Source organism: Enterococcus sp. DIV0213h, from assembly GCF_051711285.1.
Lineage (GTDB): Bacteria > Bacillota > Bacilli > Lactobacillales > Enterococcaceae > Enterococcus_D > Enterococcus_D casseliflavus.
On sequence record NZ_JBIOMH010000001.1, the window covers coordinates 2,796,558 to 2,814,331 of the forward strand.

Here is a 17,774-nt window from a genome sequence, read left to right on the forward strand (position 1 = left end):
AGAATAAATGGAGGAATTTTAATGGTTTTACCAAACTTTAATCAGAACCTTGAAAAATATGCCCAACTGATCACAGAAGTTGGTGTAAATGTCCAAAAAGGGCACACCATCGTCATCCAAATCGCCGTGGACCAAGCACCGTTAGCTCGACTATTGACAAAAAAAGCGTATGAGCTAGGCGCTGATGAAGTAATCGTTCAATGGACCGACGATGTGGTTCAAAAAGAATTTCTTGCGCATGCAGCTGAGGATCGTTTGTCTACGATCCCTCAACACAAAATTGATCAAACAGAAGATTGGGTCGAAAAAGGTGCGAGCCGCATCAGTGTCGTTTCTGCCAATCCCGATGCGTTAGCGGGCGTTGACTCAGATCGGGTCGCCGCTTTCCAAGCAGCTTCTGGTAAGGCGATGATGAAACTGCGTCAAGCAACACAAGCCAACAAAGTCAGCTGGACCGTTGTTGCTGCTGCAGGTCAAGATTGGGCACAAAAAGTGTTCCCTGATGCTTCCCCAGAAGAAGCACAAGACAAGCTATGGGATCAAATTTTCAAAACGACGCGTATCTACGAAGAAGATCCTGTTGCTGCTTGGAAAAAACATGATGAAACACTGCAAGTCAAGGCAGAAGAATTGAACAAAGAACAATTCAGCGCATTACACTATACAGCACCGGGTACCGATTTGATCATCGGCCTACCAAAAAATCACTTGTGGGAAGGTGCTGGCAGCTACAACACCCGCAATGAAAAATTCATGGCGAACATGCCGACAGAAGAAGTCTTTACTGCCCCAGATAATCGTCGCATCGATGGCTATATTTCAAGTACGAAACCATTGAGCTACGCAGGAACGATTATTTCTGGCATGAAATTCACCTTCAAAGACGGTAAAGTCGTGGACTTTTCTGCAGAACAAGGCGAAGAAGTGTTAGGCAAATTGCTAGCGATCGATGAAGGAGCGAAATCTTTAGGTGAAGTCGCTTTAGTCCCTGACCCTTCCCCTATCTCACAATCTGGCATCATCTTCTTCAATACGTTGTTTGATGAAAATGCCTCAAACCACTTGGCTTTAGGCTCTGCTTATGCCTTCAGCTTACAAGGCGGCACTGAGATGAGTGAAGAAGAACTGGCAGCGGCTGGTTTAAACCGCAGCCAAACCCACGTAGACTTCATGGTCGGCTCTGACCAAATGTCCATCGATGGCATCAAAGAAGATGGCACCACAGTTCCTGTCTTCCGCAATGGTGATTGGGCTTAATAAAAAAAGGCTGAGGTGGAGTAGCTCCCCTCGGTCTTCTTTTTACATAGAATATTGAGAACCGGCGGCTTTTTTCATAGTAATCAGCTGGCTTTTTTGATAAAATCTACTTTGATAGTCTTTGATAAGAGAGGATGGATCCGATGACACCAAATCGTGAAGATTATTTAAAGCTCATCTTAGAGCTTGGTGGTGACCAAAAGAAGATCAATAACAAACAAATCGTGTCAGGTCTGGACGTCTCAGCAGCTTCAGTAAGTGAAATGATTTCAAAATTATTAAAAGAAGGCTTAGTGGAACATTCACCTTATCAAGGGGTACAGTTGACTGAAACTGGTTTAGCTTCTGCAAGTGCCCTCATTCGTAAGCATCGTTTATGGGAAGTCTTTCTTGTGGAGCACCTGCATTATTCATGGAATGAAGTTCATGATGACGCAGAAGTTTTAGAACATGTCACCTCAGAAACGTTGGCGAGCCGCTTAGAAGCCTACCTTGATCATCCTCGGTATTGCCCACATGGGGGAATGATTCCTGAACAAGGAGAACTCATTCACGAAGGCGAAAAAAACACCATGAGTTCTTATCCGGTAGGAACCAAGATTCGTATCGCCCGTGTCCTTGACGAACGAGAACTGCTGGATTATCTCGTTTCGATCAAATTGAATATTCATGAAGAATACGAGATCATCGATGCGGCAGCATACGAGGGTCCGATTACGATCAAAAATGACACAAAAGAAATTGCTGTCAGCTACAAAGCCGCCAGCACGATTTTTGTCGATAAACTGTAAGGAGTGAAGATGATGGAAAAAAAGGTCCTTTTTACGATTTTTGGCGGTACGGGCGACCTTGCCCAACGCAAACTATATCCTTCTTTGTTTCGGTTGTACAAAAAAGGCGATTTAAAAGAAGATTTTGCAGTCATTGGTACTGCACGCCGTCCTTGGTCGGATGAACACTATCGTGAAGTGGTGATAGGTACAATCAAAGAGTTGAGTGACTCACAAGAACAAGCAGAGACATTCGCTTCTCATTTCTACTACCAATCACATGATGTAACAGATACGAGCCATTATGATTCATTAAAGGATTTGGCGGAAACCTTAGATCAGAAATACCATTTAGAAGGCAATCAGATTTTTTACTTAGCAATGTCCCCTAATTTCTTTGGGACGATCGTTTCTCACTTGAAATCCCAAGGAATGCTGGATACTGACGGCTACCATCGGGTGATCATCGAGAAACCGTTTGGAAGCGACTATAATTCAGCAAAAGAATTGAATGAAGAGATCAATCAAGTCTTTACGGAACAAGAAATCTACCGAATCGATCACTATTTAGGAAAAGAAATGATCCAAAATATTTCTGCGATTCGTTTTGCCAATAACATTTTTGAGTCAATGTGGAACAATCGTTACATTGACAATGTTCAGATCAATATCGCAGAAAACTTAGGCGTAGAAGAACGCGGCGGCTATTATGATAAGAGCGGTGCCTTGAAGGATATGGTCCAAAATCATATTCTGCAGATTCTTTCCCTATTAGCCATGGAACCGCCAGTGGCTTTTTCTGAAAAAGAATTACGGACAGAAAAAATCAAAGCCTTAAATGCGATCCGTATCTACTCCGAAGAAGAAGTGAAACAACACTTCGTTCGTGGGCAATACGATAAAGGACAATTAGAAGACAAGAAATTTGTTGGCTACCGTGAAGAAGCCAATGTGGATGAAGAATCGGCAACGGAAACCTTCGTTGCTGGGAAATTTTTGATCGATAACTTCCGCTGGTCCGGCGTACCATTTTATGTGCGCACTGGGAAACGGTTGACGGAAAAAGGCACTCGCATCAACATTGTCTTTAAACAAGTCCCAGTCAATGTCTTTAAGCAAGACCTGAATGAACAAAAGCAAATCGAGAGTTTGGCACCGAATGTGCTGACGATTTACATTCAACCGACGGAAGGCTTCTCTCTTTCCTTGAACGGAAAAGAAATTGGTCAAGGGTTTGAGACATTGCCAGTGAAGCTCGATTACCGAAATAGTACTGAAATCGTCGAAAACACCCCTGAAGCTTACGAAAAACTGATTCTAGATGCCTTGAACGGTGATGGCACTAACTTTACCCACTGGGATGAAGTTGCCCAATCTTGGCGCATCGTTGATGTGATCCGTCACGCTTGGGACCAAGAAACACCTGATTTTCCAAACTATGCCGCAGGAACGATGGGCCCCCAAGCAGCCTATGATCTCTTAGCTGCCGATGGCTTTGAATGGATCTGGCGTCCCGATGAATGGTATCGTGAGCGAGATTTACTAAATGAGAAATAAGCAAATGGTCAATTGGATGAGAAAAAAACATCCAATTGGCCGTTTTTCTTTTTTACCGACTGTTTATAATAGAAAGAAATGAGAAATGAAAGGAGCAGCAGACATGAAACAAGTCTTATCGATCGCCGGTCTCGACAGTTTGGCAGGTGGCGGCATGACGGCTGATTTGAAAACATTTGAGGAATTCGGGGTGTTTGGCCATTCCCTATTAACATGTGTGGTCGCCATCAAGGATGATCTTATGTTCCATGATCTCCCTGAGCCTGTGATCAAAGCACAGCTGGATTCACTGCGTTCGGTCGTATCCCTAGATGCAATCAAAATCGGGCTGCTTCATCAAACGGCCATCATTGAATTGCTGCGAGATTTTTTACAAACATTTACCGGACCGATCGTGCTCGATCCCGTTCTCGCCTTCAAAGAAGGAGATACTGCCTTTAACCACTCCTATCAAGCAGGATTGATCTCATTGTTTCCTTACACAGCATTAGTGACACCTAATCTGCTCGAAGCACAACACTTATCTGGACAAAGCATTACCTCTTTAGCAGAGATGAAAACGGCGGCAAAAAAAATCCATGCGCTTGGTGCCCCAAATGTTCTGATCAAAGGTGGCAGTCGACTAACTGGGGAAACAGCCTATGATGTTTTGTATCAAGAAGGACAATTTACCGTTTTTGAGGCAGAAAAAAGTACGCGAACCACAACCAACGGTGCTGGCTGTACCCTCTCATCAGCGATTGCCGCAATGCTTGCTAAAGGCACTTCGTTGGAAGCAGCTATCCAAACCGCAAAAGCATTTGTTTGGGCAGGGATTGAAGACGGTCTGCCTTTAGGTACCTCTGGCAACGTCAATCAGCTCGCCTATTTTAAAAAGGAGGAACACCTATGAAAGTAAGAAACCTAACGACGATCGCTATGCTGACGGCACTCACGTGTGCACTTTCTTTGACCTTTATCATTCCTGTTCCGCAAACGAAGGGCTTTGTGACCTTATGTGAAGCAGGGATCTATATCTCGGCCCTTTTGTTCGGACCTAGCGCGGGTGCCTTCGTCGGTGGAATGAGCGGCGGCATCATTGATTTTCTATCAGGTTACCCTGAATGGGCCTTCTTTTCCATCGTGATCCATGGTGTGCAAGGCTGGATCGTAGGTAGAATGAGCCATCGGCCACTAGCAGCCGTCATTGTCGGCAGTTTAATCATGATCGCCGGCTATGCAGCAGCAACGGTTTTGCTATTCGGTTTAGGCGCTGGGATCGCCTCGATCCCAAGTAATTTGATCCAAACGGTCTTTGGCAGCATCGTTGCTTTACCCCTGACGCATGCCTTGCGCCGCACGAAAAAGTTTTCTTTAAATGAAAGGTGATTCTTATGACAGATATCAATCAATTAAAAACGGATTTAACTACGATCGTTGAAGAAGTCATTACGACAGCGAATGTTGGTGAAAATGATCTTTTTGTCCTTGGTTGTTCAACAAGTGAAGTCGTGGGCGGCTTGATTGGCAAAAATTCCAGTCAAGAAGTAGGCATGGTTATCGTTGAAACACTACGAGCGATCTTGCGTCCCAAAAATATTCATTTAGCCGTTCAAGGCTGTGAACATCTCAATCGGGCTTTAGCTGTTGAGCGTGAAACGGCTCGACTATATCAATTAGAAGAAGTCGCAGTAGTGCCCCAGTTGCATGCAGGCGGTGCTTGCTCAGTTGCCGCTTTCCAGCTGTTCGATGAGCCTATTGAAGTGGAGCACATAGTAGCAAAAGCTGGCATCGATATTGGCGACACAGCAATCGGCATGCATGTCAAACATGTTCAAATCCCGATCCGTCCCTCTATCAAGTCCCTCGGCGCTGCCCATGTCACAGCTCTGGGATCACGGCCCAAATATATTGGTGGTCCTCGTGCGCATTACGCACAATAAGCGAATCGTATAATAATCGAAAAGCCCTCATCAAAAAGAAAAAGCATGCTTTGGCGTGCTTTTTTTGTGTCAACGTTCCTGCTATTGCCTCCCCCTTTCCTTCAGAGTGCTCTTTTTTCACTATTTTTTCCACTCCATCTTATGGCAGCTTTTTCTACTTCAAAGGCAAGTTTCTTTCTGGTGTAAAAGGAGCGGCAGCTGTCGCTTTCCTTTTGTCATAAATTCGTCAGAATTTCATCACAAAAAGAAAAGAAAGATACCAGTAAGCCCGCAAATTTCTTTTTTCTTTCCTTGATAGACTGAATGTAGTAAGAATCGAAAAGCGGAAGGAAGAAAAACATGAAAAAAATCGCCATTATTTTTGGAGGCAATTCACCGGAATACACCGTTTCTTTAGCTTCAGCAACTAGCGCAATCGAAGCACTCCAATCATCTCCCTATGACTACGACCTCTCTTTGATCGGGATCGCCCCAGATGCTATGGATTGGTACTTGTATACAGGAGAACTGGAAAACATCCGACAAGACACGTGGTTGTTGGATACGAAACATAAACAGAAAATACAGCCGCTATTCGAAGGAAACGGCTTTTGGCTAAGTGAAGAGCAGCAAACGTTGGTACCTGATGTTTTATTTCCCATTATGCATGGCAAATATGGGGAAGATGGCAGTATCCAAGGATTGTTTGAATTGATGAAGCTGCCTTATGTAGGTTGCGGGGTGGCAGGTTCTGCCTTATGTATGAACAAATGGCTGCTACATCAAGCTGCAGCAGCCATTGGCGTACAAAGTGCTCCTACGATTCTCTTGACAAATCAAGCCAACCAGCAAGAACAAATCGAAGCTTTTATCCAGACCCATGGCTTTCCAGTTTTCTTTAAGCCTAATGAAGCGGGCTCCTCAAAAGGGATCACTAAAGTCACCTGCGTTGAAGAAATCGCTTCTGCCTTAAAAGAAGCCTTTACTTATTGTTCCGCAGTGCTCCTACAAAAAAATATTGCCGGTGTTGAGATCGGTTGCGGTATTTTGGGCAACGACTCTTTGACTGTCGGTGCTTGTGACGCCATTTCATTAGTAGACGGCTTTTTCGATTTTGAAGAAAAGTACCAGCTGATCAGCGCCAAAATCACCGTCCCTGCGCCATTGCCTGAAACGATTGAAACCAAGGTCAAAGAACAAGCTCAGCTGCTCTATCGTAGTCTTGGTCTTAAAGGTCTTGCTCGCATCGACTTTTTTGTCACGGATCAAGGAGAACTATACTTGAATGAAATCAATACTATGCCGGGCTTTACGAGTCACTCCCGTTATCCTGCCATGATGGCAGCGGTCGGCTTATCCTATCAAGAACTACTACAAAAACTGCTTGTCTTAGCAAAGGAGGAAGTCAAATGAATCCCTATCTACAGTTAGTTAGCAAAGAATTTCCGTTAGAAAAAAACCAAGAACCCCCTCATTTAGTCCTTGCTGCCTTCAGCGAAGACGAGGTTTACTTGCAGCCAGAAGCAGCCAAACAATGGAAACGGCTCGTCAAAGCCTTAAAGCTTGAAAACGAGATCTGCTTGTTAGATGGCTACCGAACCGAAAAGCAGCAACGGTATTTATGGGAATATTCCTTGAAAGAAAATGGGCTAGCCTATACGAAACAATTTGTGGCATTGCCCGGTTGCAGTGAACATCAGTTAGGCTTAGCGATCGATGTTGGTTTAAAGGGCAGCCAGGATGATTTGATCTGCCCACGATTTCGTGACAGCGCAGCCGCCGATTTATTTACCCAGGAAATGATGAACTATGGGTTTATTTTACGCTATCCCGCAGACAAACAGGAGATTACAGGGATTGGCTATGAACCATGGCATTTTCGTTATGTCGGTCTGCCTCATAGTCAAATCATCGCCAGTCAACAGTGGACCTTGGAAGAATACCATCAATACCTTGAACAAACTGCGAGGCAGTTCGCATGAAGAAGAATCAAGGAATCGAGCAATTCCGGGTGATTTTGGCGATGATGGTGGTGGCGATCCACTGTCTGCCTCTTCACCGCTTATGGCCTGACGGTGATATCCTGATCACGTTGACGTTCTTCAGAATTGCCGTCCCCTTCTTTTTTATGATCAGCGGATATTACGTGTTCAGCGACTTAGCCACCCAAAACAGCTATCCTGCCAGACAGCGTGTCTGGCAGTTTATTAAAAAGCAGCTGCAAGTCTACCTCATAGCCACACTGCTCTTTTTGCCGCTTGCTTGGTACAGCGGCATGCTTGGGTTGAACATGCCGCTGGGCACCTTTATCCAAACATTGTTGGTCACTGGCATTCTTTACCATCTTTGGTATTTTCCTGCGATCATTACCGGCAGTCTACTAGTGATGGGCCTCTTGACACGGCTTTCTTTCAAGCAGGTGTTTTTCATTGCTGTCGGTTTGTATGTGGTTGGTTTAGGTGGGGACAGTTGGTCTGGCCTGGCTGCACAAACAGCCATTACGCCACTCTATTCACTGATTTTTCAACTATTGGATGGAACTCGCAACGGCATTTTCTTTGCTCCTTTGTTTTTGATCTTAGGGGTACTAGCCAGAAGATTTGCCAAGAAACCAGCTTCTCCCCATCACTATAGTTATCTGCTGATCAGTCTGATTTGCTTGCTTTTGGAAAGTTACCTTTTGCATCACTTTACCACGCCGAAACATGACAGCATGTATATTTTTTTGCCCTTCGTCCTGTTGTTTTTATTTCCGATCATCCAGCAATGGCAAGCACCCATAATCTGGAAACAAGCGGGTCGACTGTCCCTTTGGCTCTATTTGCTCCATCCTTATACCATTGCAGTGACCCATTTTCTTAGTCAAAAGCTGCCCTTGCTGCAAAACAATCTGATCAATTTCTTCGTGGTCTTAGGACTGACCATTGGGATGGTGCAAGGTCTCTTTGCTTTGCAAAAGCTGTTCCCGTTTTCGAAAAAAACGCCGCCCATATTGCAGCGAGCAGCCAAAGAATTTTCCGCCCCCGCTTTGTTGCACAACCTGCAGGAAATCAAGCGATTGATCCCAGCAACAACAAAAGTGATGGCGGTGGTTAAAGCGGATGCTTATGGTTGTGATGCGAAGACGGTCGCCAGTACCCTAGAAAGAGCCGGCGTCGATTTCTTTGCCGTTGCTACCCTTGAAGAAGCCATTGAATTACGGCGAGCTGGCATCAAAAGTCCCTTACTGATTTTAGGGTACACTTCTGCCCAACGTGCCAAAGAGCTGAAACAATATTCCTTGATTCAAACCATCGTTAGCGAGGCCCATGGCCATGCTTTAGCCCAAACAAGCATTCCGATCGAATGCCATTTAGCGGTAGATACTGGTATGCACCGCTTAGGCGTTGCACCTGATCTTGAGACAGTTACTGGACTTTACGCCTTGCCATCTCTCAAGATTACGGGCATTTTTTCCCATCTAGGCTCTTCAGATCAGCTGGATACGGCAAGTATCTTGCGGACACAAGCCCAAATCACTTGTTTTGATGATCTGTTGGCTGGCTTATCCGCTAGAAATATCGCCTATGGACTGACACATCTGCAAAGCAGCTACGGAATATTGAATTACCCAGAGAAACACTATGATTATGTACGCCCAGGTATTCTTCTAACTGGTTCATTGAGCGTCCCGAACGAACCAACGAAGCAGAAGATAAACGTACAACCGATTTTGACACTCAAAGCCTTACTGGTAGACAAAAAAACAGTTGCCGCTGGTGAAGCGATCGGCTATGGATTAGGCACTGTTTTTGATCGACCAGCCACCATCGGGATCGTTAGCATCGGCTACTGCGACGGGGTTCCACGTGCCCTATCAAACCAAGGGTTCCAACTTTCTTATCAAGGTGCTTTACTCCCGCAGATTGGGTTGGTTTGTATGGATATGCTCTTGATCGATTTAACGGACTATCCAGAACTGGCGGTCGAAAGTTCGCTCGAAGTAATCAGCGATTGGACGACTACGGCTGATCAAGCACAAACCATTACCAATGAATTGATCAGCCGCCTAGGTTCCCGCATCACCTCTAGTTCAAAGTAGAAAACGAATGCATTCGCTTACCGATTACGGTATGATGGGTGTAGAGTAAATGGTAGTGTAAATGAAAAATGATCGTAGATAGTTGGAGTGAATCAAGGATGGCAGAAAAAATAATTGTTGTGGATGATGAAAAAGAAATCGCGGAGTTAGTCACGACGTTTCTAAGGAATGAAGGCTTCCAAGTAGAACCTTTTTATGATGGAACGAGCGCTTTGGCCTATCTTGAAAAAGAAACGGTCGACGTGGCGGTTTTAGATGTGATGCTGCCGGATATCGACGGCTTCCAGCTGTTGCAGCAAATTCGTAAGACCCACTTTTTCCCAGTCCTGATGCTCACGGCAAAAGGGGAAGACTTGGATAAAATCACCGGTCTAAGCCTTGGGGCAGATGATTATGTGACCAAGCCCTTCAATCCTTTAGAAGTCGTTGCTCGGGTCAAAACGCAGCTGCGGCGATACCAGCGTTACAACCAGTCAGCGAATCCCCAGAAGATTGAAGAATACGAAAAGGAAGGCTTACTGTTGAAAATCAACAGCCACCAATGTTTTCTTTATGGCAAAGAGGTTTTCTTGACCCCCATCGAATTTAAAATCTTGCTTTACTTATTTGAACACCAAGGATCGGTCGTTGCCTCGGAAACCCTTTTTGAAGCAGTTTGGAAAGAAAAGTATTTAGACAACAATAACACAGTGATGGCACATATCGCCCGTTTGCGGGAAAAACTGAACGAACAACCCCGCAAACCGAAATTAATCAAAACCGTATGGGGGGTCGGCTATATCATTGAAAAATAGAAGTCCATTGATCCGCAAGCTCTTGACCCAATACTTTATCACCACGGGCATCTTGATGGCGATCTTGATCATCATTCCTTTCGCAGTACGCTTCGTTGCTGGAATGAGGGTCTGGTATGGCTATGAACCCATTTATCAAATTTTACGACTTTTCGCTGACTATTGGCTTCTTTGCTTAGCCATCGGGGCCTTACTGATTTGGGTGAGCACAACGATTTATTATATGAGTAAAGCTATCAGTTATTTGAATGAAACGATCCAAGCCACAAACCAACTGATTGCCGAACCCACGAAGCGAATCGTTCTTTCCAGCAATATGATTGATGTGCAAGAAGAAATGAACCAGTTGCGAGAGAAAAACTTACAGGATCAACGAGCCGCCAAAGAAGCGGAACAACGAAAAAATGATTTGATCGTCTATCTCGCACATGATTTACGAACGCCTTTGACCAGTGTGATCGGCTATTTGACGCTTTTAGAAGAGGAACCGCAGCTTTCTACCGAACTACGCGCACGCTATACGAAGATCGCCTTGCAAAAAGCCCAACGGCTGGAACTATTGATCAGCGAATTTTTCGAAATTACCCGCTTTAATCTTACAACGATCGCCTTGCAAACTGAAACCACGGATTTGAGCTTGATGCTGGAACAGTTGACGTTTGAATTTTTGCCGCTGTTAGAAGAAAAAAATCTCCATTGGCAACTTCAGCTACAGAAAAAAGTCTTTGCGACCGTTGATACGGAGAAAATGGAACGCGTTTTTGACAACTTGATCCGCAATGCCATCAATTATAGCTATCCTAACTCCCCTTTGCGATTAGCCATCAGCGAGTCTGATGATATCCTGATTCGTTTGACCAATCAAGGAAAAACGATCCCAGCTGAAAAGATCGGCTTGATTTTTGAGCCTTTCTACCGCATGGATGCTTCCCGAGCAACAGCGACGGGTGGGACGGGTCTTGGTTTGCCGATCGCCAAAGAAATCGTTGAAGCATTAGGTGGAAAGATTTGGGCGGAAAGCCGTGATGAAACCATCGTCTTTTCGATTCGCCTACCGAAGGCAGCAATGGAAAAAAATGAACAGCTGTCTAAGCCCCATCCATCTGAACCAACCGCTTAACAGGCAAACAACCTGAGCATTTCGCTGCTCCCCTTCTAATTCAGAAGGAGGAATAGCTGCTCAGGTTGTTTTTTATTGATTGCTTATTGATACACCAACGATCGTAATGCTTGATCGACTTTTTCTGCCGCTAAGCGTCCTTCACGAATCGCCCAGATGACTAAACTCGGTCCTCGTTTGGCATCTCCTGCGACTAACACTCGTTCATTGTTCGTCGTGTAATCATCGTACACTTCTCGCACACCAAAGGCATCGAAGAGTTGGGTCTCTGCACCAACAAAGCCCATTGCTAACAAGACCAAATCCGCCTTGATCACTTGCTCTGTGCCAGGGATCGGCTGAAACTGTTGATCTACTGAGACCGTTTCGATGGCGATCAACTGGCCGCGTTCGGCGCCGATAAAGGCCGTTGTGGACACTCCATGATACGTCACTTGTGTTTGTAGCACTTCAGCCGCTTCTTCTTGCCCATATCCTGTGCGAGCTGTCATTGGGTATTCTGGCCAAGGATTGCTGTCGGTCCGTGTCAATGGCAGTTGGGGCGTGATCTCCAATTGACGCACAGAGGCGGCTCCTTGCCGAATCGCTGAACCAATACAGTCATTTCCAGTGTCGCCGCCACCAATCACGATAACATGTTTGCCAGCAAGTTTTTTACTTGTTGCCGCTTTGCCATGCTTTAACACATCTTTGGTTGCTTCCGTCAGATAATCGACTGCAAATTGCACCCCAGTCAATTCACGACCTGGAATCTTCAAGTCACGAGGAACACTAGCTCCTGTTGCCAAGATGACCCGATCATACTGAGCGGCCAATTCTTCTGCTGACAAGTCACGACCGATCTCCGTATTAGCGACAAAGGTCACGCCTAGCTCTGCCATCAAGTCAATCCGTCGCTGAACGACGTCTTTATCTAATTTCATATTTGGAATACCGTACATCAGTAAACCGCCAAAGCGATCACTGCGTTCATAGACCGTCACTTGATGCCCTAGTTGATTCAAGCGCCATGCAGCGGATAAACCAGCTGGTCCGCTGCCGACGATGGCAACTTTGAACCCAGTCGCTTCTTGAGGCAATCCCGAGGCTTTGACCCAATCATTTTCAAAAGCAGTATCGATAATAAAGCGTTCATTGTCGTGGATCGTGACACCTGAGCCATTCAGTGCTTCGGTACAGCCTTTTTCACAAGGAGCTGGACAAACACGACCAGTCATTTCAGGTAATGGGTTGGTTTTGGCAAGACGCTCAAAAGCGGCTTGGAAACGCCCTTGATAAACCAAGTCATTCCATTCAGGAATCAGGTTGTCATTGGGACAACCTGAAACCGCTCGTTGCCCCCCGTAAAAAGAACCGGTATGACAAAAAGGAATGCCGCAGTTCATACAGCGTGCTGCTTGCTCTTGACGCTCATTTTCAGGCAATGGCGTCTGTAATTCTTGCCAGTCTTCGATTCGTTCTGCCACTGGTCGGGTAGGATTTTCTACTCTTGGGTACTTTAAAAAACCAAATGGATCTGCCATATTAGTCACGCTCCTTTCCTGGGATGGTCAATTGTGGACCGACGACAGCTTCGAAGGCTTTCGTCACAAGTTCATCTCCGACAAACCCTTGGTCCGCCAAGGTCTCCGTCGCTTGGATCATCTGATGGTATTCTGTCGGATAGACTTTGATGAAATGGTGCTGCTGATTTTCCCAATCTTCTAGGATCTCAGCCGCCTTCAATGAATCTGTATAGGCGAAATGCTGCTGGATCATCTCTTTTAGTTGGTGGTCATCGCCGCTTTCGCCAATCCGATATAAATCGACCATTTCCCGATTGCATTTATCGGCAAAGGTTTGATCGGGGTCGTAAACATACGCCACGCCACCGGACATTCCAGCACCGAAGTTGCGGCCGGTTTTTCCTAATATCACCACGACACCGCCAGTCATGTACTCACAGCCATGATCGCCAACACCTTCGACAACGACATTGGCTCCACTGTTACGAACACAAAAGCGTTCGCCAGCAATGCCTCGGAAATAGCCTTCGCCTCGATTTGCCCCGAAGCACGCTACATTACCAACAATTGGTGAATGCTCTGCGTCATAAGCGGCATCTTCAGGTGGCACAATGATCAAGCGGGCACCGCTTAACCCTTTGGCTACATAATCGTTGGCCTCACCGATCAGTTTCAACTGGATGCCCTGGGTGGCAAAAGCCCCAAAGCTTTGTCCAGCAATACCTCGATACGTAAACTGCAACAGACCTGGCGTAACTTCATAATTGCCAAAACGTTCCGCGATCCAGCCTCCTAAACGCGCGCCGACTGAGCGTTGAACATTATTGATCGTATGATTCGTCACGATTTCTTGATTGTTGTCGATAGCAGCTTGTGCAAAAGCATCTAATTCTGGCCATTGACGTTTCTCAAGGAATGGATCGGTCACTTTGCGTTCGATTGGGATCGTCGTCCCAATCATTTTCGAAAAGTCTAATGACTTTGCTTTGCCTTTAGCAACGAAGCGTGGTGTCAACAATTCCGCATGTCCTACCATCTCATCGATGGTACGAAATCCTAACTCAGCCATCGTTTCCCGTAGATCTTCTGCTAAAAAGTACATCGTGTTGATGATGTGCTCAGGTTTTCCAGCAAAAAATTTTCGCAACGCTGGGTTCTGTGTAGCAATGCCGACAGGACATGTATTGATACTGCATACCCGCATCATGACACAACCAATCGCAACTAGCGCTAAAGAGGCAAAGCTATATTCTTCTGCTCCTAAAAGAGCAGCAATGGCGATGTCCCGACCCGTCATCAATTTTCCATCGGTCTCTAAGGTCATTCGCTGCCGCAAATGATTCATAGCTAACGTTTGATGGGCTTCTGCAAGCCCCATCTCCCAAGGCAAGCCGGCATCACGGATCGAATTTCTCGGAGAAGCACCAGTCCCACCGTCATAGCCTGAGATCACGACTACGTCTGCGCCAGCTTTGACGACACCGGTAGCGATCGTACCCACGCCCGTACTAGAAACCAATTTGACATTGATCCGTGCATACGGATTGATGGCTTTTAAGTCATAGATCAGCTGGGCTAGATCTTCAATCGAATAAATGTCGTGATGTGGTGGCGGTGAAATCAATCGAACACCAGGCGTAGACCCTCGAATCTCGGCGACCCACGGGAAGACTTTATTGCCTGGTAATTGGCCGCCTTCTCCAGGTTTCGCCCCTTGCGCCATTTTGATCTGAAGTTCATCTGCACTCATTAAATATTCGGCGTTGACACCAAAACGGCCTGAAGCTACTTGTTTGATGCGACTATTATAATTAATGCCCTCTACTGGTTTGAAACGATTTCGGTTTTCGCCACCTTCTCCACTGTTGGATTTTGCCCCGATCGCATTCATTCCTTCAGCAATACAGCGATGCGCTTCTTCACTTAGTGAGCCGTAGGACATCGCCCCGACTTTAAATCGTTTGACGATCGTTTCGACAGGCTCCACCTCAGCTAACGGAATACTGCGTCTTGTGTTCGCAAAGGTCCACATAGACCGTAAAGTCGTTGGATTGTCCAATGCCTCTTGATTCATTTCCGCCGCATATTCTTTATAAAGCTCATAACTGCCTGTGCGAACGGCTTTTTGGAACCCATAGATCGTTTTTGGATTGAACAAATGATGCTCCCCATCGGCTTTGTACTGGAAACTACCGCCAGAATCAAGATAATCCATTCGTTTTTCACCATATGCGGCCTCATAACGCGTCAGATATTCTTGCTCGATTTGCGCTAACGAGAGACCACCGATACGGGTAACCGTGCCGGTAAAATATTCAGCGATGACTTTCTCAGAGATGCCAACCGCTTCAAACAATTGTGCCCCGTGGTAACCGGCGATCGTTGAGATTCCCATTCGTGACATGATTTTGACAATGCCCTTTTCACATGCCTTGCGGTAACTTTCGATCTTCTCTGAAAGCTCAAAATGCGCCAATGTCTGGTAAGCCCCATAAGGATGGACCCCACTTGCTCCGTAGCCGACTAACATGGCATAATGATGGACCTCACAGACTTCCGCTGTATCCGCAACGATCGATGCCAAGGAACGTTTGCCTTTTCGCACCAAATAATTGTGCAGGCCTGATACCGCCAAGAGAATCGGAATCGCCACTTTTCCTTCTTGCGCTTGGATGACTTCCCGATCACTTAAAATGACGATCGTTGCCCCAGCATCGATTTTTTGCTCCGTTTCTTTAAAAAGCGCTTCTAGCGCTTGTTGCAAAGCTACCCCGTTTTCTGGTACATAATCATAAAGAATCGACTGTAAAACCGCTTTTTGACCATTTTGATTTAACTGTTTGATCTTTTCATATTCACTCGTTTTTAACACAGGACTAGCAATCTTCAGCTTATTACAATTGATTCGGATGTCCTTTGAAACATCCCCATCTCGACCTAAAAACAGCTCGGTACCGATCACTAATTTTTCGCGAATCGCATCAATGGGTGGATTGGTCACTTGGGCGAATTGTTGCTTGAAGTACGTAAACAAAGATTGGGGACGTTCGCTCAAAATAGCTAAGGGTGAATCAAACCCCATGGAGATCACTGGTTCTTCTCCCGTTTGAGCCATTGGTAAAATCAACGTGCGTATGATCTCATCCGTGTAGCCATTCCGTTTCCAAAGGGTCTGGATCGCATCGTCTGCTGTTTCTTCCTGCTTCTTAGTCCCAGGAAGCAGCTCTGGTGTCAATAGGTGTTCCGCTAGCCACTCCTGGTAAGGATGGGCATTCGCATAATGCGCTTTGATTTCTTGATTTCGTAAGATCATCCCTTTTTGGGTATCCACCAAAAACATATTTGCTGGTCCAAGCACCCCTTTTTCAATCACTTCCGACGCTGGTAAATCCACCACTCCTGACTCAGAGGCCACGACAACAAAACCAGCTTTTGTGATCGAGTAGCGAGATGGTCGCAATCCATTACGATCAAGGGCAGCTCCCACCATCTCCCCATCGGTAAAGCATAAAGCTGCTGGTCCATCCCAAGGAGCCATAAAGCTTGCATTGTATTCATTAAAAGCCGTCAGTTCTGGCGTCAAGCCAGCTTCTTTAGACCACGCTTCTGGCACCATCATCAACAGTGCTTGGGGAATGTCTCGACCTTGACGATACAAGTATTCCATACAATTTTCCAGCTTCGCAGAATCGGAGTTTTCGTCATCGTAGACTTCGATCTGATGTCCATGCATCCAATTTTCCGCCCCGCGTAACGTGTTGATTTCGCCATTATGGGCTAAGAAACGAAAAGGTTGCGCCCGACTCCAGCTTGGAAAGGTATTCGTTGAAAAGCGAGAATGGGTCAAAGCAATACTCGAAGTCATTTCTGGGCTTTGAAGATCTTTGAAAAACAAGCCAACTTGATAGGCATGCAGCATCCCTTTATAAACAACTGTCTTACTGGACAAGCTGCAGATAGACAGCTCATCGGTATGATATGTTTTTTCCAGTTTACGCCGTAGCCGATAAAGCTGATCTTCAAAGGGACGGCCAGCTGCTACATCGACAGGCTTTTCAATAAAGACTTGCACAAAAGATGGCATGACTTTTTGCGCCCCTGGCCCACACTGATAATAATCATATGGAACGTCGCGCTGCCATAAAACCGTAAAACCCATTTGTTGAATGTCTTTAGTTACTTCTTCTTGGACCTGTGCTGCTCGGAGCTTTTCTTTCGGTAAAAAAAACATCCCAACAGCATAGGCGTCTTTTTCAGGTAATGGGATTCCTGCCTCTTTTGCCCGCTGCTGAAAAAAAGGATCTGGCATCGCCATCAAGATTCCTGCTCCGTCCCCCGTGTCAGGTTCAGCGCCAGTTCCCCCTCGATGATTCATCCGTTCTAACATCGTTAAGGCATTTTGGACGAGCTCTCGGGAATAATGACCATTTTTCTGAGCAATGAACCCCATCCCACAAGCATCTTTTTCAAAAGCAGCATCGTACATCGTTTGGTTCGTTGTTTTCATCATCTCTAAATCACTCATGGAATCACACTTTCTTTCAATTTTCTGAATATTCCGATTTTTAACAGTTTACAACCTGTTTTTCTATCTGGCAAGTTTTTTTTACTTGATCCGATCTCGTTACTTTCTTCCTTCAAGGGTTACTTACATCCATTGAACAAGTAGTTACTTGTAAATCACAGGCAGGAGTCTTCGTCTAATAAGGTTTTTTTATTATACAATAAACTATCGTAAAATTATTGCAAACAAATGAGAATCGTTATCAATTAACGCGGATTTTCTCAT

13 protein-coding genes are annotated in these 17,774 nt (G+C 45.6%); 11 read left to right on the forward strand and 2 right to left on the reverse strand.

Annotation, left to right across the window (positions count from 1 at the left end; all coding sequences use genetic code 11):
• Positions 1-21 precede the first annotated feature (21 nt).
• From IGI77_RS13110 to vanS, 11 genes are all read left to right on the forward strand, one after another.
• A complete protein-coding gene (locus tag IGI77_RS13110; protein ID WP_015510149.1) occupies positions 22-1,257 on the forward strand; it encodes an aminopeptidase in 1,236 nt (411 codons plus the stop codon).
• A 143-nt stretch (positions 1,258-1,400) separates the two neighbouring features.
• The gene (locus IGI77_RS13115; protein WP_015510150.1) at positions 1,401-2,048 is read left to right on the forward strand and encodes a metal-dependent transcriptional regulator; all 648 of its coding nucleotides are present in this window, start codon (positions 1,401-1,403) and stop codon (positions 2,046-2,048) included.
• A 9-nt stretch (positions 2,049-2,057) separates the two neighbouring features.
• Positions 2,058-3,584 (forward strand): glucose-6-phosphate dehydrogenase, encoded by a 1,527-nt coding sequence (gene zwf, locus IGI77_RS13120; protein ID WP_015510151.1) that lies wholly within the window; start codon positions 2,058-2,060, stop codon positions 3,582-3,584.
• 103 nt (positions 3,585-3,687) lie between these two features.
• Positions 3,688-4,476, forward strand: a complete 789-nt coding sequence (thiD, locus tag IGI77_RS13125) for a bifunctional hydroxymethylpyrimidine kinase/phosphomethylpyrimidine kinase (protein WP_438770199.1) — start codon at positions 3,688-3,690, stop codon at positions 4,474-4,476.
• Positions 4,473-4,952, forward strand: coding sequence for an ECF transporter S component (locus IGI77_RS13130; RefSeq protein WP_015510153.1), 480 nt, complete (start codon positions 4,473-4,475; stop codon positions 4,950-4,952). Before thiD ends, IGI77_RS13130 begins: the two co-directional genes overlap by 4 nt.
• 5 nt (positions 4,953-4,957) lie before the next feature.
• Entirely contained in the window at positions 4,958-5,506 is a 549-nt protein-coding gene (locus IGI77_RS13135) for a TIGR01440 family protein (protein WP_015510154.1), read from the forward strand.
• Between the two features lie 339 nt (positions 5,507-5,845).
• On the forward strand, positions 5,846-6,898 hold the full coding sequence (locus tag IGI77_RS13140; RefSeq protein ID WP_063856670.1) for a D-alanine--D-serine ligase VanC2/3: 1,053 nt from the start codon (positions 5,846-5,848) through the stop codon (positions 6,896-6,898).
• Complete coding sequence (locus IGI77_RS13145) at positions 6,895-7,467, forward strand: D-Ala-D-Ala dipeptidase/D-Ala-D-Ala carboxypeptidase VanXY-C (RefSeq protein WP_005228842.1); 573 nt, start codon at positions 6,895-6,897, stop codon at positions 7,465-7,467. Before IGI77_RS13140 ends, IGI77_RS13145 begins: the two co-directional genes overlap by 4 nt.
• Complete coding sequence (vanT, locus tag IGI77_RS13150) at positions 7,464-9,566, forward strand: membrane-bound serine racemase VanT (RefSeq protein ID WP_438770200.1); 2,103 nt, start codon at positions 7,464-7,466, stop codon at positions 9,564-9,566. Before IGI77_RS13145 ends, vanT begins: the two co-directional genes overlap by 4 nt.
• 98 nt (positions 9,567-9,664) lie before the next feature.
• Complete coding sequence (gene vanR-C, locus IGI77_RS13155; protein ID WP_005228837.1) at positions 9,665-10,360, forward strand: vancomycin resistance response regulator transcription factor VanR-C; 696 nt, start codon at positions 9,665-9,667, stop codon at positions 10,358-10,360.
• Positions 10,350-11,480, forward strand: coding sequence for a vancomycin resistance histidine kinase VanS (gene vanS / locus IGI77_RS13160; protein ID WP_015510159.1), 1,131 nt, complete (start codon positions 10,350-10,352; stop codon positions 11,478-11,480). The genes vanR-C and vanS overlap by 11 nt, the downstream gene beginning before the upstream one ends.
• An 83-nt stretch (positions 11,481-11,563) precedes the next feature.
• Here the strand turns inward: vanS and IGI77_RS13165 are convergent, their stop codons facing one another.
• Both IGI77_RS13165 and gltB read right to left on the reverse strand, forming a co-directional pair.
• Positions 11,564-13,003 carry a glutamate synthase subunit beta gene (locus tag IGI77_RS13165; protein WP_005228830.1) on the reverse strand — a complete coding sequence of 480 codons (1,440 nt, stop codon included), beginning with the start codon at positions 13,001-13,003 and terminating at the stop codon, positions 11,564-11,566.
• Position 13,004: 1 nt separating this feature from the next.
• On the reverse strand, positions 13,005-17,510 hold the full coding sequence (gene gltB, locus IGI77_RS13170) for a glutamate synthase large subunit (RefSeq protein WP_205589251.1): 4,506 nt from the start codon (positions 17,508-17,510) through the stop codon (positions 13,005-13,007).
• Positions 17,511-17,774 lie beyond the last annotated feature (264 nt).